Annotated in this window: 28 protein-coding genes; 5 read left to right on the forward strand and 23 right to left on the reverse strand. The window is 32.9% G+C overall.

The window, feature by feature from the left end:
- Positions 1–17 precede the first annotated feature (17 nt).
- The 18 genes from PF572_05290 to rlmD form a co-directional block, all read right to left on the reverse strand.
- Entirely contained in the window at positions 18–905 is an 888-nt protein-coding gene (locus tag PF572_05290) for a hypothetical protein (GenBank protein ID MDA3840481.1), read from the reverse strand.
- A gap of 158 nt (positions 906–1,063) precedes the next feature.
- A complete protein-coding gene (locus PF572_05295) occupies positions 1,064–2,356 on the reverse strand; it encodes a Kazal-type serine protease inhibitor domain-containing protein (protein ID MDA3840482.1) in 1,293 nt (430 codons plus the stop codon).
- 126 nt (positions 2,357–2,482) lie between these two features.
- Positions 2,483–3,910: a methionine--tRNA ligase gene (locus tag PF572_05300; GenBank protein MDA3840483.1), complete on the reverse strand. Its 1,428-nt coding sequence runs from the start codon at positions 3,908–3,910 to the stop codon at positions 2,483–2,485.
- 152 nt (positions 3,911–4,062) lie between these two features.
- Positions 4,063–4,398, reverse strand: a complete 336-nt coding sequence (locus tag PF572_05305; GenBank protein ID MDA3840484.1) for an NUDIX hydrolase — start codon at positions 4,396–4,398, stop codon at positions 4,063–4,065.
- A 1-nt stretch (position 4,399) separates the two neighbouring features.
- Positions 4,400–4,819 (reverse strand): NUDIX domain-containing protein, encoded by a 420-nt coding sequence (locus PF572_05310; protein ID MDA3840485.1) that lies wholly within the window; start codon positions 4,817–4,819, stop codon positions 4,400–4,402.
- Positions 4,820–5,575: a 16S rRNA (cytidine(1402)-2'-O)-methyltransferase gene (gene rsmI / locus PF572_05315; GenBank protein ID MDA3840486.1), complete on the reverse strand. Its 756-nt coding sequence runs from the start codon at positions 5,573–5,575 to the stop codon at positions 4,820–4,822.
- Between the two features lie 156 nt (positions 5,576–5,731).
- On the reverse strand, positions 5,732–7,438 hold the full coding sequence (locus PF572_05320) for a hypothetical protein (protein MDA3840487.1): 1,707 nt from the start codon (positions 7,436–7,438) through the stop codon (positions 5,732–5,734).
- Between the two features lie 4 nt (positions 7,439–7,442).
- Positions 7,443–8,168: a hypothetical protein gene (locus PF572_05325; GenBank protein ID MDA3840488.1), complete on the reverse strand. Its 726-nt coding sequence runs from the start codon at positions 8,166–8,168 to the stop codon at positions 7,443–7,445.
- A gap of 37 nt (positions 8,169–8,205) precedes the next feature.
- On the reverse strand, positions 8,206–8,436 hold the full coding sequence (locus PF572_05330; GenBank protein MDA3840489.1) for a hypothetical protein: 231 nt from the start codon (positions 8,434–8,436) through the stop codon (positions 8,206–8,208).
- Positions 8,437–8,458: 22 nt separating this feature from the next.
- Entirely contained in the window at positions 8,459–9,163 is a 705-nt protein-coding gene (locus PF572_05335; protein MDA3840490.1) for a hypothetical protein, read from the reverse strand.
- Between the two features lie 104 nt (positions 9,164–9,267).
- Positions 9,268–9,891 (reverse strand): hypothetical protein, encoded by a 624-nt coding sequence (locus PF572_05340; protein MDA3840491.1) that lies wholly within the window; start codon positions 9,889–9,891, stop codon positions 9,268–9,270.
- Positions 9,892–10,212: 321 nt separating this feature from the next.
- On the reverse strand, positions 10,213–10,671 hold the full coding sequence (locus PF572_05345) for a 23S rRNA (pseudouridine(1915)-N(3))-methyltransferase RlmH (GenBank protein MDA3840492.1): 459 nt from the start codon (positions 10,669–10,671) through the stop codon (positions 10,213–10,215).
- A gap of 58 nt (positions 10,672–10,729) precedes the next feature.
- Positions 10,730–10,897, reverse strand: a complete 168-nt coding sequence (locus PF572_05350) for an AbrB/MazE/SpoVT family DNA-binding domain-containing protein (protein ID MDA3840493.1) — start codon at positions 10,895–10,897, stop codon at positions 10,730–10,732.
- Positions 10,898–11,028: 131 nt separating this feature from the next.
- On the reverse strand, positions 11,029–11,289 hold the full coding sequence (locus PF572_05355) for a hypothetical protein (protein MDA3840494.1): 261 nt from the start codon (positions 11,287–11,289) through the stop codon (positions 11,029–11,031).
- A gap of 149 nt (positions 11,290–11,438) precedes the next feature.
- A complete protein-coding gene (locus PF572_05360; protein MDA3840495.1) occupies positions 11,439–11,942 on the reverse strand; it encodes a YfcE family phosphodiesterase in 504 nt (167 codons plus the stop codon).
- A gap of 79 nt (positions 11,943–12,021) precedes the next feature.
- Positions 12,022–12,252, reverse strand: coding sequence for a hypothetical protein (locus PF572_05365; GenBank protein MDA3840496.1), 231 nt, complete (start codon positions 12,250–12,252; stop codon positions 12,022–12,024).
- A 73-nt stretch (positions 12,253–12,325) separates the two neighbouring features.
- Entirely contained in the window at positions 12,326–12,529 is a 204-nt protein-coding gene (locus PF572_05370; GenBank protein MDA3840497.1) for a hypothetical protein, read from the reverse strand.
- A gap of 104 nt (positions 12,530–12,633) precedes the next feature.
- Entirely contained in the window at positions 12,634–13,929 is a 1,296-nt protein-coding gene (gene rlmD, locus PF572_05375) for a 23S rRNA (uracil(1939)-C(5))-methyltransferase RlmD (GenBank protein ID MDA3840498.1), read from the reverse strand.
- A 180-nt stretch (positions 13,930–14,109) separates the two neighbouring features.
- Here rlmD and PF572_05380 point away from each other — a divergent pair, with 180 nt between their 5' ends.
- The gene (locus tag PF572_05380) at positions 14,110–14,472 is read left to right on the forward strand and encodes a hypothetical protein (GenBank protein MDA3840499.1); all 363 of its coding nucleotides are present in this window, start codon (positions 14,110–14,112) and stop codon (positions 14,470–14,472) included.
- A gap of 239 nt (positions 14,473–14,711) precedes the next feature.
- Complete coding sequence (locus PF572_05385) at positions 14,712–14,870, forward strand: hypothetical protein (protein ID MDA3840500.1); 159 nt, start codon at positions 14,712–14,714, stop codon at positions 14,868–14,870.
- Positions 14,871–14,945: 75 nt separating this feature from the next.
- On the opposite strand, the gene PF572_05390 is transcribed toward PF572_05385, so the two are convergent.
- Entirely contained in the window at positions 14,946–15,827 is an 882-nt protein-coding gene (locus tag PF572_05390) for a hypothetical protein (protein MDA3840501.1), read from the reverse strand.
- Between the two features lie 310 nt (positions 15,828–16,137).
- Between PF572_05390 and rpmE the strand changes: the two genes are divergently transcribed.
- The 3 genes from rpmE (at position 16,138) to prmC (ending at position 18,419) form a co-directional block, all read left to right on the forward strand.
- Entirely contained in the window at positions 16,138–16,422 is a 285-nt protein-coding gene (gene rpmE, locus PF572_05395) for a 50S ribosomal protein L31 (GenBank protein MDA3840502.1), read from the forward strand.
- A gap of 76 nt (positions 16,423–16,498) precedes the next feature.
- Positions 16,499–17,527, forward strand: coding sequence for a peptide chain release factor 1 (prfA, locus tag PF572_05400; GenBank protein MDA3840503.1), 1,029 nt, complete (start codon positions 16,499–16,501; stop codon positions 17,525–17,527).
- Between the two features lie 16 nt (positions 17,528–17,543).
- The gene (gene prmC / locus PF572_05405) at positions 17,544–18,419 is read left to right on the forward strand and encodes a peptide chain release factor N(5)-glutamine methyltransferase (GenBank protein MDA3840504.1); all 876 of its coding nucleotides are present in this window, start codon (positions 17,544–17,546) and stop codon (positions 18,417–18,419) included.
- A gap of 252 nt (positions 18,420–18,671) precedes the next feature.
- On the opposite strand, the gene PF572_05410 is transcribed toward prmC, so the two are convergent.
- The 4 genes from PF572_05410 to PF572_05425 are packed head-to-tail and all read right to left on the reverse strand — an operon-like array spanning position 18,672 to position 22,523.
- Complete coding sequence (locus tag PF572_05410; protein MDA3840505.1) at positions 18,672–19,736, reverse strand: DUF3048 domain-containing protein; 1,065 nt, start codon at positions 19,734–19,736, stop codon at positions 18,672–18,674.
- Between the two features lie 5 nt (positions 19,737–19,741).
- Positions 19,742–20,404, reverse strand: a complete 663-nt coding sequence (locus PF572_05415; GenBank protein ID MDA3840506.1) for a 50S ribosomal protein L25 — start codon at positions 20,402–20,404, stop codon at positions 19,742–19,744.
- A 4-nt stretch (positions 20,405–20,408) separates the two neighbouring features.
- On the reverse strand, positions 20,409–21,515 hold the full coding sequence (gene rodA / locus PF572_05420; protein MDA3840507.1) for a rod shape-determining protein RodA: 1,107 nt from the start codon (positions 21,513–21,515) through the stop codon (positions 20,409–20,411).
- 12 nt (positions 21,516–21,527) lie between these two features.
- Complete coding sequence (locus tag PF572_05425) at positions 21,528–22,523, reverse strand: hypothetical protein (protein ID MDA3840508.1); 996 nt, start codon at positions 22,521–22,523, stop codon at positions 21,528–21,530.
- Positions 22,524–22,668 lie beyond the last annotated feature (145 nt).

Genomic DNA, 22,668 nt, shown 5'->3' on the forward strand with positions numbered 1-22,668 from the left:
TTAGTCACAGATGTGTGCTATTTTGACTTTAAAACAAAAAACCACTTAAAATAATTTGCTCTTTTCTCAGGTTTTAGTCCGCGGTGATTTCGGTAATTTTGTTTAAGTCTTGAAAAATATCCTTCCAGTCCATTCGTGGTTTTCGGTATATTTAAATCATCTAAATAATGAAACATATCTGGCAGCGCTTTGACTAGTATGCTGCGTGCTCGTTTGATATCACTAAACACTTTCCCTCTTTCTGGTTTCGAAACCAGGTGACAGCCATAGCGCTGTTCCCAGGTTTCGAGATCAGAAATGAATCTATCTCGTTCACGATGTGTATTGATATATGTAACCCGCTTGAATAATTCCCTTAGATGCTTAGCATCGGTTCTTTTAGGAAAACGTCTACACCACATCAATCCCTGTCTTTGAACATGAACTAAACACCTTTGCACGATGATTCCCGGCCACATGTTTCTAACGGTTCTGATAACTTGCGGATTACCGTCTAAAGTGAATGATTTAGGGTTAAAACCGTTATTCTTAATAGGTTGAAAGAATGAACGCAATTGGAGCTCAGAATTCTCTCTAATGCCAAATTTGCCATCAATGAGAGTGTTAGTCTGGGCGTTCATTAAAACAACAATACTGTTTGGTCTGTGGAGAAAAGTTCCATCGAAAGTTACATGTTTGATATTGCGAATATTATCATTGTTGATATCAGGAGAATGGCATAGCCAGTGGTCGATTATCCTATATATTTTTGAGCTACTATAGCCGCTCTGATTACATAGCTGTCTTACTGAATATCCTTCTATCACCCAACGCTCAAACCAAATCTTTTCTTTGTTGATTTTATTTGCTGTAATTTTCCAGTGAAACGATTTATTGCAATCCTTGCAAAGCCATCGTTGTCGCAAATTACCATAATGACCATTCTTTTTTACATTATTATTGCCACATATCGGACAAAGTTTTTTTATTCATATTAATAATAATAGTTAAAGTGATTTAACTTACAATTCAATTATACAGCTAATCTTAAATAACATCCAAGGATTAGAGCACACATCTGTGACTAATATGCCCCATATGACATAATAGTTATAGCTGCGTTGTCATTTGCATTTTCCATATCTGGATAGCGAAGATAAACATCTCTAAATCTTTCTTCTGCGATTCCTTCTGCTTCCTCACTTCTCATACTTGGCCATCGACCATTAGCTATTTTGATAGCATCAGCTAATTCGGCTTCATTTTCTGGTAATTTATGGAATGCATTTTTAAATGAATTTATCACTGCTGCTCGCTCTCCTTCACCAAGTCTCATTGTGTTATCATCAACTCCGTAAGTAATAAAATTATTTATTGAACTTTGCATTTGTTCTGTAATACGACCCATCTCATCAACAAATCCTCTTAAATATTTTAGTTCATTTTGTTGTTCTAAAACTTGGTTTCGAAGTAGTTTTAACTCCTCCAAAATTTCATCAAGTTTGTTGTCGCCTAATAGTCCGGCTTTTTCTTCAATATCTTTTATTTGATCGTCCTTCTCACATTCTCCATAATAATCTTTTGCAACTCCCACAGCCTCAGCCATACATTTGTTTGAATAAGTTTTACCGTCCTTGCCACAAATTGGAGCGTACTCCATAGTACAAGCAATGGCTTCAAAATTAGTTTCAACTTGATTTGAATAGGTAGCACATTTTCCGTCACCCAAGTATTCACAAACCCTAACGTAATATGTACCAGGCCCATCGAATGCTGTTAATTTAGAATAATATGAATCGGGACTTGAATGATAAGCATACTTATCACCAGTTCTTGTTGGGTATGTTGGATTGGAATTCTTTGACCAAATAACTTTAAAACCATTATCTGAATATCCATCAGCTTTCCATTTGGCAGTATTTCCTTCCATCTTTAATATAATAGAATCAATTTCTCCGCTTACATCTTCGTTACTATCAACATCATCACCCAAAACCACCTCAATTTCATTACTATAGAGTTCACACTCTCCTCCAAGGTACTCACAAACTCTTACATAATATGTACCACCTCCATCAAAGACCTCCAGAGTATCAAAATCTTTATTTAGGTCAGTATAATAATGATATTTATCTCCACTCCTTAACGGGTAAGTTGGTCCTTCGTTTTTTGACCAAACGACTTTAAATCCTTTGGCTGAATATCCGTCTACAGACCATTTAATATTTGCGTCCTCACCACTTAAGGTAATTGAATTTACAACACTAGAATAAAGGGTTGGTGTTAGGTCAGTAGTTGCTGAAGCAAAATTTAATGAAAACATAAATGAAATCATCAATAATCCAGCTACAAATGTATTTAATTTACTTTTTTGCATAGGTTTATTTATTTATAAAATTATTTAATTTATTTGTCATTCTGGAGCGTAGCGATAGAATCTTGTCTAGTTAGAGATTCTATCAGTCACTTAGGTTCCTTCCAAAATGACAGTGCTGTTTAATAATTATTTTGAAATTCTTGGAAACATTGGGTCTCCTTTTTCTATTTGTTTTTGACCAAATTGTTCAGTAATTTTTTCTGAAATTTCTGGCAGAAACGGTTTTAGATGATAGGCAATATTTAGGATATTCTGTGCTACTGGTTCTAATATTTTTTTAATCTCATCCTTTTCTGTCATTTTCCAAGGCGCATTAGAACTCAAGAATTCATCACTTTCGTGAACTTTTTTCCAAATCTCTTTCATGGCATCATCAAACCTATAAATATCCATCCTAGATTTAATATTTTTTTCAAATTCTTTATCAGAATTTTCTTTAATATCAACCTCTATTTCATTTTTCTCTAGCAAATTAGAAACCCTAGAAACTAAGTTTCCAATTCCATTGGCCAAATTAACATTAAAAGCTTCTTCGAATTTTTCAATTGTAAAATCACTATCTTCGAAAGGGGTTAGCTCTGATAACAAGAAAAATCTAACCGCAGAGATACCGTATTTTTCAACTAGTTCTAATGGATTAATTACATTACCGATACTCTTACTCATTTTCTGACCTCCAGATATTATAAAACCAAATATCAAAACCTGTTTTGATGGTTCTAGACCAGCCGACATCAACATTGCTTGCCACATGGCAGTTTGTTGACGAAGGTTATCTTTTCCTGCTACTTGCATTCCTGGCCAATAATCTTTAAATTCGTCGCCATCTGGCCAACCGAGTGTATTTACATAATTAGTGAGCGCATCAAACCAAACATACATTACATGATCTTCATCGCCAGGAACGGAAATTCCCCAAGGCATTTTTTCTCTAAGTCTTGAAACAGAAAAATCGTTTAAGCCAGACTCAACAAAATTTCTAATTTCAGTTAGTCTATGTTTTGGCACAATAAAATCAGGATTATCTTTATATAATTTCAATAATTTATCTTGATAATTTGACCACCTGAAAAAATAATTTTCTTCTTCAATCTCTTCAATCTCTTGATTGGGATGATCTGGACATTTCCCTTCAACCAATTCTGATTCTGTCTTTTCAAGTTCACAACCGACACAATATTTTACACTGTAATTTTTTTTATAAATATCTCCGTTTGCTTCACATCTCTTCCAAAATTCCTGAGCTGCTTTTATGTGATACTCGTCAGTTGTCCGAATAAACTTATCAAAACTCAAATCAAGAGTTTCTTTTAGTTTCCTAAATTCAGCTGAAAAATTATCACAATATTCTTGAGCTGATATCCCCTCTTTTTCTGCGTTTCTAAATATCTTTAATCCATGTTCATCAGTGCCTGTATTAAAAATAACATCATTTCCAAGTTGTCTATTATAACGAGCTAAAACATCAGCCCGAATAAACTCAGAAGCATGCCCAATATGCGGACTAGAATTCACATAAGGGAGTGTTGTTGTAATATAATATTTATTTTTCATGGCTTGCGTGTGAGCAAGTCTCCCGGTAGTTTCGAAGAAACGTATAGCCGGGGATACTCGTTATTATTATTTATCTTTTAGCTTATTGTGATATTCGAAACCTTTTTTAATTGCTTTTGGAATATGCTTCCAAACAAAACTATATTTCTTGACTATTCCTCACTCACCCACTTAAAATCAAGATGTTCTTCGCTGAGTTTAATGGGTGATTCGTCATTCTCAATATATTGGATAATAGCACAAAATGGCTTATTTCTTTTTGTATAGAATATATCATAATTAATTAGCTCATGGACTTTGAACTCATCAATATCAATCTCTTCTTTGATTTCTCTCTTGAAAGCGTCTATACTATTTTCACCTTTATCGATTCGTCCTCCTGGCAAACACCACTCTCCAGGAAACTTAGCGATTTCTAGAATTAAACATTTATTATCCCGAATCGAAACTCCAGCCTGGCTAACATAAAATTTTTCAAAATTTTCCATATTATTGACTTATTTTTCTGTGATATTCAAAACCTTTTCTAACCATTCCGGGTAAGGTATTCCAAAAATAATCATAATCGCCAGCCTCGTCTTCTCTTATCCATTTATAACTCAAGTGTTCATGGCTTAATTTTATCTCATCAGTTTCATTTTCAATGTATCTCGCAATTCCACAAATAACTGGACCTTTTTTAAGGCGATAAAAATCATAATCTATTATATCTCGAGAAACAAAATTATCAAAATTTAGTTCCTCTTTTAACTCTCGTTTAAATGCATCCTCCCTGTTCTCACCTTCATCAACACGACCACCAGGTAGTCCCCAAATGCCGGGAGATTTAGAAAACTCTAAAATCAAACACTTATTATCCCTAATCAAAATACCAACCTGACTTATATTAAAAGCTTCAAAATTATTCATTTATTTCCCAACAATTACAACAAACTCACCTCTCTGATCATCGCTATTGTTTTTTATTTTATCTAATATGCTGTCTATTTCTCCTCTGTAGACTGTTTCGTGCATTTTTGATAGCTCACGACAAACTACTACTGAAGAAACAGTTGCTTTCATTCGAGCGTCTTTGTCTTTCTGTTTCACAAATTCCATCTCAACTCTTTTGTTATTCTCAACAATTTCTGCATTATGAATTTTCAATTCTTCAAGGAATTTTATTATTCTATGCTTTGATTCATAGATCACAACAGGTAATTCCGAGTCAAAAATACGTTCTACGAAAGTTTTTCTTCCTTTTTTGTGTGGAGGAAAACCCATAAATACAAATCGGTCTGTTTGGATACCGGAGATAGAAAGAGCGGCGGTTACAGCAGATGGACCAGGGACTGATTCGATAGATACTTCTTCACCAAATTTTTCTATCACTGCCTGGACGAGTTTGCCTCCTGGATCAGAAATACCAGGCGTTCCAGCGTCGCTTACAAGAGCCAGATTTTTTCCTTCAGATAATAAATCCAAAAGACTATCAGTTTTTTTATCATCAGAGTGTTGATGAAAAGAAATTGTCCTTGTTTTAATATCATATCTTTTCAACAAAACACCAGTGACTCTCGTGTCTTCGCACAAAATAAAATCCACTTCGCCTAATATGCGAAGTGCTCTTATACTAATATCTTCTAAATTGCCAATTGGCGTTGCTACAATATATAGAGTACTCATACTTTCTAAATGTCATTCCGGGCTCGACCCGGAATCTTCGATTTATTTTATTCAAATAAGCAGTAGATCCTGAATCTAGTTCAGGATGACTTTATTTACTTTTTTATTTTAAATTCTAAATTCATTCGAAATTCGAAATTCTTCATTCGAAATTCCTCAAACTATCTCATCCCTTCTCTCTTTAACATACCTAGTCCATTCTTCTGTTATTTCAACAAACATCTTAAACGGAGCTTCAATAATAAAGTCTAGCACAAAGACAAATACATTTATCTTTGAGAATTTCTCACTCAACCACTTACCAACTGCTATAACAGGAACGTAGAAGAAATCAGAGAATAAACTGAATATACTTTCTTTCGGCTCAATAACGATAAGTTCTTTAGTGCTTTTTCGTATTCGAATAGTAAAGAAGGAAACAAAAGCCAAAAAGAACATAAATATAATCATGCTCACCCAAGAAAATGCAATCTTGTCTAATCCCCAGATAACAATACCGAATGAGATGAAGAATGTGATGGCATAAACGATGCCGAAAATTAGATTTTTAACAGCGCCTCTTCTCCTCGATGGTTTTTTAAGCTTAATTTTATCATCGCTCTTATTCTCTTCAAAAAATATTTGATTTATTCCATCTATGATCTTAGCTGTATTTTCTTCATTTGGTTTTTTAGTCATAGCAACAACAACCATTAATAATAAAGCTGGAAAAGCGATATTTATAGCTAATGAAAAAAAGTTAATTTCTTCTCCAAAAAACTTAGAAGCTGGAACTTCAAGTAAAACTGCAAATACTGATTTGGTTAACAATATATATATAAAACTTCTAACAGCTGCTCGCCACAGCTTACTTCTTGTTATACCATAAATTCTTTCACAGACCCGTTTAATGTGCCTTGGAAACGACTTTGGATCTTTTACAATGTCATTATAAACCTCCTCTGGACCGTCTGACAGAACCTCTTTTAAAATTGTAAAAAAGACTGTATGCCTAGATGATATTCTGTTTATTTGGCTAGTCAGTGGGTGATCAAGTTGAGAATTCATAACACTTCTTAATTTCATCATGTTGTGGGCAACTCTCTCAATGTCCTTGTTGTCCATTTTTGTAATATCACCTTCATAATATTTCAAAAGAACTCTTCCTAACATATCTCTATCATATTTCAAATAATTCCTGTATATGCCAAGAAGGACTTGAATTTCTAAATCCTTCTCATAGCCGTTAACTTGAGGTAATTCGACGGTTTCTGATATTTCTTTGTACATATACTCAGTTATTTTCTTATCAACCGTTCCAATCATCAATCTATCTTCAATATCACTTGCTGCCACTGCTAAAATCCAGGTTGCTAGTTCGTTTCTAATGTTCAAAAGCTCATTAGCCTTATTAACATCTCCTTTTTTCAAATAATCGGAAGGTCTTATTCTCTGTATACTAATAGTTTTCAATTCAATGTATCTTTCAATAACCAAGGATATTTCATCTATTTTGGATTCTGGAATAGTATCATTTGGTAAATAGCCTGCTCTAATCAAATCCGTCAGAAGATGTTTGGATACTTCAGAACTTTCAACTTTTTTGAATTTAAAAGTACCCTGAATGATAATCTCTCTCTTCAAAATCCTCTCAATGGCATTTTTACGAAGAAGATATTCCTCCTTGTAATCAACTGAGTTTCTAATTTTTTCATAATAAAATGCCATTTTAGAAATAAGGGTTGAAACTTTTATTTTTGGGACATTAGAATTGCCATTCTCTTCTCCAGCTTCATCCTTGTAGACAGCGCGAAAAAGCGCCTTAGCATCGGGTGTTAAAGTAAGTGCCTTTTCTCTTTTTAAACTAATGTTTGGATTTACCATTTATTTAATACATTTTAAAACTAGATATTATCTCATTCTTGACTTCTTCGCTCCATTTATTTTTCCAATCAACAGGAACTGAATCCCAGAAAATGGCTACAAAAATTTGTTTGTTTTTATCTCCAAGGTACACAAAATTTTCATTCTCCTCGTATTCGCTTTTATCAAAAATCCTAACTGTTAGAAATTTTCCGTAACTCTGAATCTGCTGAGGGTATTCTCTATCGCTGGTTGGTACAAAGTACTCCATATCAATAAAACCCTTGTAGTCATTTCTCTGCGTTTGAAAGTAAATAAATTGCTCGGGAAAATCAACTGAAAAACCGAGCCCTTCATTTGTATAGTGATATTTATTATCACTTGCCAACTCATCCATTAATACATCTTCTTTTATATTACTCCTTGAACAAGCTGTGCCAAAGAAAAGAATAAACAAAAGAAAAGAAAATAATATTTTTTTATTCATATTTATTTTATATTTTTTTTCAACATATACATATTTCCACCATTTTTGACCTATAAAATAACCGAAAACTGAAAATCCAATAAAAACTAAGCCTGCAAAAGTATTTCTAATAGATATTAGAGCGGACCAGGTTAAACCTAGCCCGTACTTATCAAAATCAGCAATAATACATTTGATAGCCAGGGATTCGATAATGGCTATAAATAAAGCTCCAAACAGCATGAACAAAAATATACTTAAACTTATATAGATTTTCTTCTTCATTTTTTTAGACATCATCTCGTGGGCTTAAAATGCTTAGTTATTTATCAAAAAATTTATCAATATCTTTCTTAATCGACCAAAGTCTATAAGCTCCAAACAAAAAAGAATAAGCTACTATAAAAATAAATATAGCAACCAATATTCTAAATATCAAATCGTTAACAAGTATTAATATACCAAGCAAAACTAGCAAAACCCCCGTAAATACTAATGACGAAACCAGGCTATTCACTTTTCTTTTTACATTCTTTATTAAATTTAACATCATATACAAAATTATTTATTATTTTCTAAATTCTTGAACAAAATCCGGATGAACAAGATAAATTTTCTTTTTCCCAACAAAAGGAATCTCCCCCATCCTCCCCCTGACAACAGGGCTGATTATATCCTCCACACAGAAGACAAGTACTGTTATTTTGAAGGTGGCCTGGATTACAATTCGGTTCGTCTAGACAACTTGGTTCTGATGCGGAACCACATTTAAGGCAAACGCTTGCAATACAATCCGTTCTCTCTCCATTGTCCATGTTCTCATTCTCACATTCATATTCACTAATTCCCTCACAACAAGGATTTCCCGCTAGACCACATTCGACACATATTCCGTTTCCGCAAACCGATCCTTCCCCACATGTACCATCGTAAAAACATGGCTGATTATCCCCTCCTGCTATTTGACAATATCCACCAGAACAAACTGCCCCTTCATCACACTTCGAGTCACTCGCTCTACAAAATGTGTTTGGTTCACCAAAACTACACTCATCAGCACAATAAGTTGAGGCAGGATCATTTGGATCCACACAACACTCTTGTTCATATTGGCATGGTTCTTCCTCTTCCATACAACATTGAAGGCCATCCATACCGCATTCTGAAGCAAATAAAATCTCATCTTGCCAGGCGATATCTGAAACTTCTGTTTTTCTGGAACAGGCCGAAAAGACGAGTAAAATTATCACTAAAAATAGTAATTTTTTTCTTATCACCATATGAATACATTTTACCCTTTTTTAGCTAATTTATCAATATTTTATCAAAAATAAAATTCCCACTTACCTGGGGAATTTATTGACAATATTTTTAAAAAATACAACTAAACAACGTAAACATAAACCTTATTCTCTTTATTGGCTCTTTTATTTTTTTTAAGTAAAAATCTATTTTTAGAAAGGTAAGAATACCTACCCTTACTATCACTGAGTTCAATAATATCTTTTACTTCCAAGAAAGGAACAACAAAACCATTACTTAAGATAATAGTTCCAGGCTTGCACTCGAACTTAAATTTATCACCAAGTTCTTTAATCGTTTCAAGACTCGGTGCATAACAATAAATCAAGTCGGCATCAGAGACAGTCACTCTATGAAAATGTCGACTCCTTCGCACTTTTATATGTGATCGTCTTAAAAAAGCTTGCAACCAAGATAAGCTGAAATATAAAAAACCCTTTTCATGACCCTCTAGCCCTGCTTCAGGATACCTTTCTTCAAGAGATGCAAAAAATCCAGAACGACCAGAACCAAGAGAAAGAGCTTTAAATTTAGGTAAATTATTAATTTTTAGTTTTTTAAGATGATCATTAACCTGATTAACGACCCAAGGTCTCGAGGCAATAAACGGAACAAATCCCCTTAGAACAAAATCAAAAACAACTATCGAAATATAATAAATTACAACAGCAAAACCAGAATAAATTAAAAAATTTTGTAAACTCATAAATCTATCTTATCACAAATATCTAATTATTATAACTCGATATCTCTCTTGGGTCCCTATAGATGAAATATACAATAACCACGAATATGCTAGAGAAAAGTTTTATGAAGTTACCAATGATAAGTGGGAGACTTTGAATTTTAAAACCATAAACCAAGCACATTACCCCGATAGCAAATATCATTAAAAAAGTATAGATTGATACATCTTTCGCTTTTTTTAAACGAATAATTTTAATAGCTTGGAATATTGGATTTAATTCCAACAGGATTAAAATATTAACATTATTTCAAATAGACCTATTTCCATATTTATAAATTATTAATAGTGATATTCTTTACCATTTATTATGGTAATTCCCCTATATATCTGCTCAAACAAAAGCAATCTAGCAATCTCATGTGGGAAAGTCATTTTTGATAGAGATATTTTTTTGTATACACTATTGCGCAAACCATCACTCCAACCTAGTGAGCCAGCAATAACAAAAACTACTTCATTCTTTGAATCGAGAATCTTAGAAAAATTTAAAGAAGAATACTCTTGCGCATTTTCATCGAGCAAAAAAACATTTTCTTTTTCATGTTTCCCCAAAGCATTCAAGACTCGTTCACCCTCTAAAACTTTTGTCTTTTCTCTACTTCCGGCACTAAAAGATTCTGCTTTCAGTTCAATCTCTTTAATTTTAGAGTATGGCCCAAGTCTTTTTTTGTATTCCAAAATACCCTCTTTTAAATAGGATTCTTTTACTTTTCCAATTGTAATAATTGTTATTTTCATATTCGTGTCAATATGTCATTCCGGGTTTGACCCGGAATCCAGAAAAAAAAATAAATCTCTATTCCCAATCCTCAATAATTATCTTTTTTCCAATTTGCTTAACTTTCAACTTTTGACGCTCTTGCCAATCTAAATTTTTTATAAATTCTTTAGGAATTACAACATAATAAGAGTTGCTTCCTGTCTTTGACAGTTTTCTTACATTGTCATTTGAATATTTTTTCATATTTTTAAGTCGTACATATGTACGACATTAATTATTAATATTTTAGCATATTTCAGATAATTAGATAAGAAAAAAGCCCTCAATATACGAGGGCTGACATTAAATTATCATTCTCAAAATGATTAAATATTTTAAAGTACAAATGTGAGAATTTTACAAAGCTCATCTTCAACCCAGTCAGCCAAGTCATTTTTACAAGATTTTTCAAAAGTGACGTTATTCTTTTTCAAATACGCAGAAATTAAACCTTCAATATCCTCTATCCCCTTATCAGGTTTAAAGATGAATCCGCGAACATGCACATCTTTTTCTGTTGTTATCTTTTCCCCCACAACTTCAACAGACAAATCTTCAAAAACAGCTCTTTCCACCAACTCTGGACACAATGTCATATATTCCTCCTGCTGTTGTGATAGTTATATTACATTTGCCTACACATTACTATAATATATATATTTATTCAAGAAAAAGATAAAGCTGAAAAATTTTAAGCTAAGCATGCTTGAAGGAAACTTTTCAATTTCTAACTTATCGTTTTTGATTATTTTATCTCATTTAACAAAACTAGCCTAAATTCGTTGTTCTGAGTATCCCAAATTGCGAATGTTGGGGGAAACCTATCCCCTGTTATGCTTCCCGGGTTAAGCATTTTGCATTTTCCAATCATTTCTTCCCAGGGTTTGTGGGTGTGACCATAAAAAACAAAATCATAATTTCCACTACTGGCTAATTTTTTCGCCTTTTCTGGATAATGAACAAAAGATACTTTTTGTTTATCAAATTCAATTTCTCCAAAACTTGCAAAAATATTAACATTTCGATAATTATCTACATGCCTAAATTCTCCCATATGTTCATCGTCCATATTTCCAAAAGCTAGGAATATTTCGCCAGAAAAACTATCAGCCATAAAATCGAGTGTTTCCCTTGAAGCCAAGTCACCACAACAAATAAGATTTTCTACTCCTTCTTTTTCGGATATTTCTAATGCTTTTTTCAAGTTCACTTCATTGTTGTGAACATCAGATATTATTGCTATTTTCATATATTCAAATAATATCACAGAAATAAAAAAGCGGCCAAATATTTGACCGCCATAGTGTAAACAACTGTTTTTGATTGTATTAAAATATAATCACACAGGGCACATCATTGCTTTTTCCAGCAAAGTTCCAGGTCCCCCTAATGTCCGCTGTCTTTTTGATGGGACTAGCTGCTGTAGGCTTCTTTTTAAGAGATAATTCACCTTCAAAGGTTCTGGTTGTTTTGTTAACTTTAGTAACTTTTACCACAAAAAGTTCAGCTATTTTATCGCATTTTGCATCAAAAATTTTTCCTTTTTTTATTTCAGTCATCAGGATTGCCCCTTTGGGTAAATAAATAGCGGTCAGATTTTCTTGACCGCTTAAAAATATTTTTGTTAAAAGTTTACAAAAAACTCATATCCAGATCACATCCCGGGATACCTTCCAATAATTCTCCTGAAAAATTATAGGCCCGTATAGCTGGTGAATTGGGGGTTTTTGTTGCTAAAAACTGCGACAATGATACATCGATTACTTGGACTGTTTCTTCGCTGTTTTTTTTAGTTGGAATTTCCATTCCAACCACAATCTCTTCTCTTGCAGACATTTTGTACCTCCTATTATTTTGTTTATAATTTATTTTTTCGAATGAACGACCTTGACCAAAATACCAAAAAATGAACGAACTGTCAATAGACAGGATATTTTTGTTTATTTTTTTTCTAATATTAAAACACTTTCTAGGTGTGGTGTCTGAGGATAGAGATCAAATAGTCGCCAATTTAGTATTTTGTATTTCTGCGAAAATTCTTGCATATCCCTAAGTTGAGTAAATGGATTGCAGGATACATATACAAAATTCTCGGGTGCAATATCTATAATTTGCTTTATAGCCTTGGGGTGCATCCCAGACCTAGGTGGATCTACTATTAATGTATCACTAGAAGATAAGAATTGGATTAAATCTTGCTTTTCAGCTTCACCACCGTAAACTTTAACATTTTTAATATCATTAAGCTTGGCATTTTCCAAACTTATCTCTGACGCTTTTTCATCAAACTCTACTAAGTGTATTTCTTCAAATTTTTCACTCAGACAAAGTCCAATTGTTCCAACTCCTGAATACAAATCAACAAGAACTTTATTGTCCTTAATATTATCTTTTAAATATTTAATAATTTTCTCGAAAGCCTTTGGATTAATTTGAAAAAATGAATCATAATAATATTTCAAATCAATGTCAGAAATATTTTCTATAATACTATCTTTGTTTTTCTTAAACAAAACTTCGGTCGTTTTTGTGGCCGGAGACAAAGGATCTGAATAGATAATTTGCCAACCAAGAATACTCTCATCGCTAACTTCAAATAACTCAATTTCCCTATCAACAACAAAAAGTATTACCAAGCATTTATCTTCTTTTGCAGAATAACGAAGAAGAAGATTTTTCAATTGTTTATTTTTTATATTTCTTTTTTTAAGTTCATTTACCACAATTTTAGAGGCTTCGTTTATTTTTTGTTCTGCCAAGCAACAAGATTCTAATTCAGAATATTGCCCATGTCTATATCTCTTGTGAAGCGCTAAATTTAGTTCACCGTCTATTTCTGTAAAACTAAATTCCATTTTATTGCGATAATTATATTTCGCCTCACTTTCAATAATTTCTGGATTGGGCAAGTTTAATCCCAAGATTTTTTCAAATTCATTTACAACCATTTCTTTTTTATATTCTAATTGAGTTTTTTCATCAATTGTCTGCCAAGGCCCACAAGAAAGATAATGACTTTCTTTTTCTTTTCTTCTTTCTTTTGAGGCTTTAATAACTTCCAAGAGCTCAGCCCTCCAAATCTTCTTCTTTTTTGTTGTTGGTTTAGCTAATATAATCTCTCCTGGGAAAGCTCCAAAAACATTAATTTCTTTTCCATCCAAAAAACCAACACCTTCGCCATTATTAGCTAGTTTATCTATTTTTAGTTCAAATTGTTCTGGTAATTTTCTTGACATTCTTTCTAATGATTTATCAATAGATGCAGTTTAGCTAATTTCTATACAAATATCAAGGATATATTTTGCTAATATTAAATAAATTATTTTGATAAACAAAATATTGACATTATTGCAAATTTATGTTATTATATAATTAGCACATGAACAACTAAATTTCCCTCACTTAAGGAGTCAAAAATGACATACAAAGCTTTTACTATTATTGCGGTTACGGCGGTCTCAATTTTGCTTTATTCACTTTACACTTTCATGCTCCCCTCCCCTTCTTATGTGATTAGATACACTAACAATCATGTGTCTGCGCAAGAAGACGATTCGGTCTCACATTTTTTCGTTAGGGGGTTTGTCCCAAAAGAAAAAACCAGAAAAATTTACAAATTTAAGGGCATAACTGAATCCCCCTTCCCGTCAGAAAAATATCAAGAGCAATTCCCCAATAACCTGGTCCTAGGGACTAGAAAAGACGGTGCAGTTTACCAGTACACATTTTTTTTCGACAATGAAGAGAAAATAAAAAAATTCATTGTAGAAAATCCATAACTCTTTCTTCTGTCCCTCTCAAGCCACCACTCAATAAATGAGTTGGTGGTTTTTTCTTTCCTAAATTAAGACAAACAAACCATTGACAATTCCAGATTATCATGATATATTAATATGTTCTTTAAAAATAGAGTTACACCCCTTAAGAATTTGTGTTTTAGATAAAAGCTCAAGTCCTTAAGGGCAATGTCAAAAAAGACTTTAATTACCGGTTAGTCTCCGGGAGCCCAAGAAAAAATATGTTTAGAGCAATTTCAGGAGCTCTCGGTTTAGCACTAACAATAGTGGTAATTCGTGTAGCTCTGCCTGAGATCGCTGATCAATTAATTGAGATTATTGTAAAGAGTCTCTCTTTGCTAAACAATTCTCTCAATTCACTTGACCAGAACCTCAAATAAAAAAAATAAAGAGTTTGCTTCCCGCGAACTCTTTATCATTTTTGTAAAATAAAAATCACCTTTCGGTGATTTTTTCTATTCTTTTATTTTTGAAATCAAATTGTTTAATTTTTCATTCAATTTCAGTGAGGCTCTCTTCTGTTTATCTGAAATTGTTGTAAATATTTTTAGTGTTGTTTCTTTAATTCTATCAATCACTTTTGGATCATCCACATCAATCCCCTCATCTATCCCAGCCACTCTGCCGTTAATTTCATCTCCTCTAACATCAATTGATGTTCCTGCTGGGTATGTTATTTTACTTGCCTTGTCCTTTATATATTTTGATAGTTGTGCTGAGCTAGGTACTCCTGTCTCTAAACTAGCTCTGTCTTCGTCTATAATTTTTGTAAGAGCTAGTTTGTTTATATATGAATAGGGGGTGTTTATAAGTGAGTCTATTTTTTTCGTAAAAGATTCGGCGGTGCTTGGCATCAAGGTCGCGACATAAAATGATAACAAAAACATGATAGCAACTGCCAATACAGCACTATGGATATTATGAGGATTTGAAGATAAATCATTTTTAACTTTTGAGTTTTTTGTCTTTGTTAAATTTTTAAAATCATCGTTTATTTTTCTAAACTCATTATTCCACTTACCAACTAAAGCTTCTTCAATATCAAGGTCAGCTTTTTCTTCTTTAACAATTTTCCCAAAACTTTTATTTTTTTGTTTTCTTGGGGCAAGAACATTTTTTTCTTTATCAGAAAATATTCTATCCATCATAAATCCATCGAAAGTAAAATCTTTCTTGTATTGTTCTATCCATGATTGAGCTGAATAAAAAATTTTACCCTTCTTCTTAAACATCAATCTACCTAGACTTATTTGTTTTTGCAGAAAAGAAATCGTAAGATTGTTTTTAGTTGCAATTTCAGCTAGAGGCTTTAGTTGCCCATCTCCTTTTAAGTTCATTTTTTATACACATTAGGAATTTATTATTTAAAAATTATAACACAATTTCTAAATATTGGCCAAGGGCTAAAAATTTTTCAAAAAAAATACCGCTACCTCCGGAGGGATAAAAGAGGTAGCGGTTAAAGGGGTCTGTCGCGTACAGACCCTACAATAATTTACAATGAGCTCTTCTTAAAATTCCTATGTATATTAATACAAAATTACATTCTTGTCCAGCCCTATTGCAATAATTTTTGATTTATGTTAACATTGTTATCGACAAGTGAAAAAGCTTGTTTTTATATTTATTTAAAATTAGCCAATATTTATGAAAAAAGATATTCATCCTAGCTACAATACAGAAGCTAAGATAATTTGTGCTTGTGGCAATATTCTTGAAACAGGCTCTACAGTTGATGAAATTAAAACAGAGTTGTGTTCAAAATGTCATCCTTTCTATACTGGTAAACAAAAACTAGTTGATTCAGCAGGAAGAGTTGATAAATTCAAAGCCAAGGTTACTGCGCAAAAAGAGACTGCAAAAGAAAGAAAAGGAAAGAAAGTAAAAAGAGCAGCAAGGGCTGAAGCAAAAGCACAAGAAGACGACAAATAAATATTCAACGGCTATCTTTATTTATGACTTAGACATAAACCATAAATAAAGATAGCCGTTTTTTATACTCATTTTTATGCACGAAGAATTATTAAAAAAATTTAGTGATCTAGAAAAACAATTATCAAGCCCAGACATAATGTCAGACATTGATAAATTTTCTAAAATATCAAAAGAACACTCTCAACTAAAATATCTTGTTGAGATGATTCAACGTGCCAACAAAATTGAAATATTATTAAAGGAGAATGAGGAAATGATTGAGTCTAGCGACAAGGAGATGTCCGAGATGGCAAGAGAGGAAAATATTAATCTTCAGGAAGAGTTGGAAACATTAACAAAAAAAGTCTATGAAGAATTAAACCCCGCCGATCCTAATGACAAAAAAAATGTAATAGTTGAAATTCGTGCTGGTACCGGTGGAGATGAATCTGCATTATTTGCAGCAGAAATATTTCGAATGTATTCTCGCTTTGCTGAAAACAATAAATGGAAAGTAGAAATTATTAGTTCAAGCGAAATTGGAATTGGTGGCTTTAAAGAAATTGTTTTTTCTGTTAGAGGCAGAGATGTTTTCAAAAATTTTAAATGGGAGCGAGGAACCCATAGAGTCCAAAGAGTTCCTGAAACGGAAAAACAAGGACGTGTTCATACATCGGCAATAACTGTTGCTGTGTTTCCTGAGATTGAAGAGGTTGATTTTGAAATTAAAGATTCAGATTTGAGAGTTGATGTTTATTCTGCCTCTGGACCAGGCGGACAGAGCGTAAATACTTCTAACTCAGCCGTACGACTCACCTATCTCCCATTGAATGTTGTTGCAACATGCCAAGACCAAAAATCACAGCAACAAAATAAAGTTAAAGCAATGCAGTCATTACGTTCAAGGGTATTTGCAAGGATTGAACAGGACAAAGCTGACAAGGCAGCAGCCGAAAGAAAAGAACAAGTTGGGACAGGAGACAGAAGTGAGAAAATTAGAACCTACAATTTCCCTCAAGATAGAATAACAGACCATCGCGTAGGTAAAAATTGGAGTAATATTCCAAAGATTCTCGAAGGTGGCCTATCTGACATAATTGAAGAATTAAAAAAGGCTGTTTAAGGACAGCTTTTTCTTTATGACTATTCAAGATTTAAGAAAAAAATATTATCAAAAAATTGATTCGTTTGATTTTGATATACTTGTTTCATTAGTATTAAAAAAACCAAGAGTTTATATTTTAACTTATCCTGAAAAGAAATTATCATTAATCCAAGTTAAAAAATTAGAATCTCTTATTAGAAGAAGGAAGAATAATGAACCTCTAGCTTATATTCTCGGCGAAAAGGAATTTTATTCAAACAAATTTATAGTAAACAAAAATGTCTTAGTCCCCCGTCCAGAAACTGAAACAATGGTAGATGAAGCACTACGTCGCGTAACGCAAAATATGAAACCCACAACAGTTATTGATGTGGGGACAGGATCGGGATGCATAATAATTTCTATCGCCAAAAAACTCAAGAAAAGAAAAAATATTAATTATCTTGGACTAGATATATCTAATGAAGCATTAAGTGTTGCTAAAAAAAATGCAAAATTAAATTTAGTAGAAAAAAAGATTAGTTTTATAAAAAATGATCTACTCTCAAATATTCAAGGTTCCCTTATCACAAATCACAACTCAATTATAATCACGGCCAATCTCCCCTATCTAACAGCCGAACAAATTATGAAGTCTCCTTCAATTAAAAGAGAGCCTCGCTTGGCTCTTCTTGCTGGTACTGATGGGTTGAAATATTACAGGAAACTATTTAAGCAAATCAGAGAACTTCAAAATAAAAATCCCGAACTAGAATTTACTATTCTATGCGAGATTAATCCATCCCAAGTTAATCTTATAAAACAATTAACAAAAAGTATTTTAGATAAAAAATATACTACATATATAAAAAAAGACCTTAGAGGCCTATCTCGATTTGCAATTATAAAGAAAGAGAAAGCCGTCGGATAGATTCATCAGACGGCTTTTTTTGGTTGGTTAAAGAAAGGTTTGGAGTAAATTTGATTTTTAGGACGATGCACGATCATTGTTTGCGCTGTCAGATGCGCTTCTATGGTCGATTTTTCGTCCAACTATTTTTTTATTTTGCTCCGATTCTTTAGTTAACCTATTTGGATTCCAATATGTGAGTGAACTTAGACACTCCTATTTTGGGATTACAATTTGTAACGATTCCAACATTCTATAGAGTATCTAATTTCCTTAATAAGCCACCTCAATCTCCGGTCTCACAATTTCCATCCAAGTAGTACCTCTATTAAACTTCACTTCATTATTTTCATTATCATAAAACCTTATTCTAGAAGTTGAACTTAATTTCTTCCAGACTCCCTCGTTACAATCTCCATCCATACAAACAACCGAATCACCTTCTCCAATATTATCCATTCTTAACCTTAGTTCAGAATCTAAAACTTCAGCCTCGACATAGGCAATGGCAATATTTTTCGCCTTCACAAGATTCCCCACCTCATCCTTGTGTTCTTCTCCGGCCATGTACCGAATATAATCGTTTTCTTCTTTGTTGTATTTCCACTCAACTTCGTACATATCCCTTTCAAATTCTATGTATATACTTGTTACATCTCCTCGGTCGTCATATTCTTCCTCATCCTTAAATTCCCAGGCGATAAAATCACCTTCGTCCAAACCTTTTTTATCAAGAAATTTGTCTAGATTCTCACCAGATGTAAAAACATTGTGCGGGGCATCATTTACTCCATCTCGCCAAAAATATTTTTCATTATAAAACTCATTTAGGTTGAGAACGTTTTCTTTAATGATCTTAGCAAGTGCTTCAGGGCTACCTCCGACATGGACGTAAAGCGAAGACAATCCCCTAGCCCAATCAACAAAATAAGGCCTAGCACTTCTGATGGGACCTATTCTGTCTGGTTTTTCACCAGTAGCATAAAAGGCGAGAAATCTAGTAATCCCTCCCTCTACTTCTGCCTCAATGACTAAATTAGCGTCAGCTATTCCTGCTTGAGGTCGTGCTTCAGTGTGATTTTCTATGACTACCGCTAGGGGGTACAGATTTGATAGATCTTTTTTAACTAAAACGCCATCAATCCTTCTTTGTTGACAATCTAGACAGGTTTCTTTCTCTACTTTTTTTTGTTCTTCAACTATCTTTTCTAATGGCTGATCGGCTTGCGCGTAGTAAGTAGTTATTATTTTATAGGCAAAAAAACTCAAAATCAATGAAATGATTATCAAAATTATATCGAGATATTTCCAAATACTTTTTTGCGTTTTCCCCTCCATTAGTATTATTTTTTATCTTCTTTTTTATCACCTTCTTTTTCCTGTGCTGAGTTTTCTGAAGTATCCTCAGCTTTTTCACCTTCTTCTACTGCAGTAGGTTCTGGTTCGACTTCTTTCTGTGGTTCAACTACGCTTACAACAGAATCATTATCGTCATTTTTGGTTGAAAAAGCCTCAGGAAGATCGAGATCTTTAATAGTAATAGAATCACCAATATTTTTTAGAACACTTATATTTACATCAATATGAGAAACTAGCTCGCTAGGTAAACACTCCACCTCAATGAAGTCAAGATTCTTTGACAAGATCCCCTTTTTAACATTTACTGCGTCCGATTCTCCAATAAAGTCCAGAGAAATAGGTGCAGTCATTTTTTTTGTTTCATCAATTTTATAAAAATCGGCATGTACAAATTGATTTTTATGATTAAACTGAACGTCTTTAATAATAATTTGAATTGGCTCATCTGCATCAATCTTCAAGCCAATCATTGTTGATGTTCCAGCACTTGCATATATTTTTTCAAATTCAATAGCATTTAAACTTAATGATCTACTGTCATATCCTGGCCCATAAACAACAGCGGGGACATCGCCCTGTCCTTTTAATAGACTTACTTTTTCTTCATTCTCTCTTTTTTTTGCATTCAAAACAATGTTCTTTGTCATAATGTTAAGTGTTAATTTTTGATTTAATTATAATATTTTGCATAATGCCAGCCATAATCAATGTTGATATAATAGCGCTCCCACCGTAACTGATAAAAGGCAAGGATATACCCACAACTGGCAATATTCCAATATTCATACCTATATTAATAAACATTTCAATAAAAATCAATACAACGACCCCTAATATGAAAAAGATGCCAAAATCGTTGTTTATTTTCTTAAGTAAAAACAGGGACCTAAAGAAGAATATTGTAAAAAGCAATAAGACTAAAGATACACCCAAAAAACCTAATTCTTCTGAAATAACAGCAAATATAAAGTCTGTTTGTGATTCTGGAAGAAATTTTAACTGAGACTGAGAACCGAACCCGATACCTCTGCCCATTATCCCTCCTGAACCCACTGCGATTATTGCTTGTGTGACATTATAGCCCTGATTTAGGGGGTCAAAAGAAGGATTTAGAAAAGTTGATATTCTTTGTTTTTGGTAATCTGCAAAAAGAAAAAACCAACCTGAAGCGAATACAACGAATACTATGCCGATGATTATTAAAAAATATCTCTTCTTAAACCCAGCGACTAAGACTACTGCTCCCCAAAGAGAAAATAGAAGCAAAGCAGAACCAAAATCAGGTTGAGCCAACACCAAACCAGCCAGAAGAAAGGTTCCTAGTCCAGAAATAATTAAATGTTTTAGAGGATTAATCTTAATAGCAGCTGATGAAAAGTACTTTGCCAAAAACAAAATTAAAACTACCTTTATGAATTCAACAGGTTGGATATTAAAAGTTCCTAGACTAAACCATCCTCTAGTGCCTCTGATTTCGACACCAAAAAAAAGAACTCCTAATAATAATATAGTTCCTCCTACATAAATATAGGAGCTAAAACTTCTGAGATTGTGGTAGTCAAAAAATGTAAAGAAGAAAAATAAAGAAATCCCAATGCCTATAAATAACATTTGTTTTTTAAAAGAAATCAAATTAAGGCTGTCTTGCCCAAGGGCAACACTGTAAATTTCTGCTAAACCAAAACTCAAAAGAAGAAGTACTGTAAAAAACAGTACCCAATCCATATTTTTGAGATATATTAAAATCTTTGAAAACATTTTTTTTAATCTTTACGGAATAAACGTAACATTATCTGCCATAATATTAATGTTTGGAAGAACTACAACCGAATCGGCCCTCGTAACTTTTCCAGGCCAGGTTATGTTTATATGTCTGTTTTCTCCTGAAATGAATTTTTCTAGCGGATATTGACTAACTGAGACCATCTTACCTCTTGAGTAAAGGATAATGTCGAGAACAACTTCATAGTATGAATAAGCTGAATTATTCTTTATATCAAACTCTACGACACTTAAATTTAGCTTTTCTGATAAATTACTTTCTCTAGGGTTGTAAAAAATTTCGTTTTCTACTGTAAAATCTATATAATTATCCGCATAGGGCTTCCACTCTTTAATAATATGACCGTCTAATTTGTTCCAATTATTTCCAATATTAAGATTTACTGAATTTGGTCTTCTTGATAATTTTTGGTCTAAAACAATTAAATATTTCTCTTCCTGGGGCAGTATAAAATTGTTGAAAGGACCGAGAGTCTCACCTCCGAATTCAAAATTGTAAGAAAAATTAGAGTAATGCTTTCTATTGATATTAGAAATTTTGGCAACTATGTCATAAGTTCCATTTGAATTAAGTAAGATATCAGCTGATTTTACTTGAATAGCCTGGGCAGATGTCTTCAAAACTTGAGCATGGTCAACACCAGGATTTTGAACCATTTCTAATATCATTTTATCGTCTTCATTCATTCCAATAAAAATATAATATCCAAAAGTCTTAAAAAATGAAAACCAAGTAACAAAACCAATGATCCCAAGAAATATGTACAGTGAGTAAAGGAGAGTCTTTTTATGTTCCAAGTACCAAAGTCCAAAATTCAACTTCTTCATTGTTAAGCCACCTAAGTCCTTATATTTCTCGATATTTACTTTTGAGATTTGATCACTTTCTCCCTTGCTTTTATTATGATTAGAAACACCATCCTCAGCCTCATCACCAAGAACATCTTCTTCATTTTTTTCTAAATTGATATTTTCCATGTTCATATTTTAGCACATTTTAGCTAAAAAATGCAATCGTATGCACTCGACCATGTTACAGTTGACACTATGAAGCTTTCATATGAAGAAAAGATATAGAAAAATGTGGGAAATAGATATTGGGGTTAAAATGTCTGAAAAATATGATAAT

This window comes from Patescibacteria group bacterium, from assembly GCA_027858235.1.
Classification (GTDB): domain Bacteria; phylum Patescibacteriota; class Patescibacteriia; order Patescibacteriales; family BM507; genus BM507.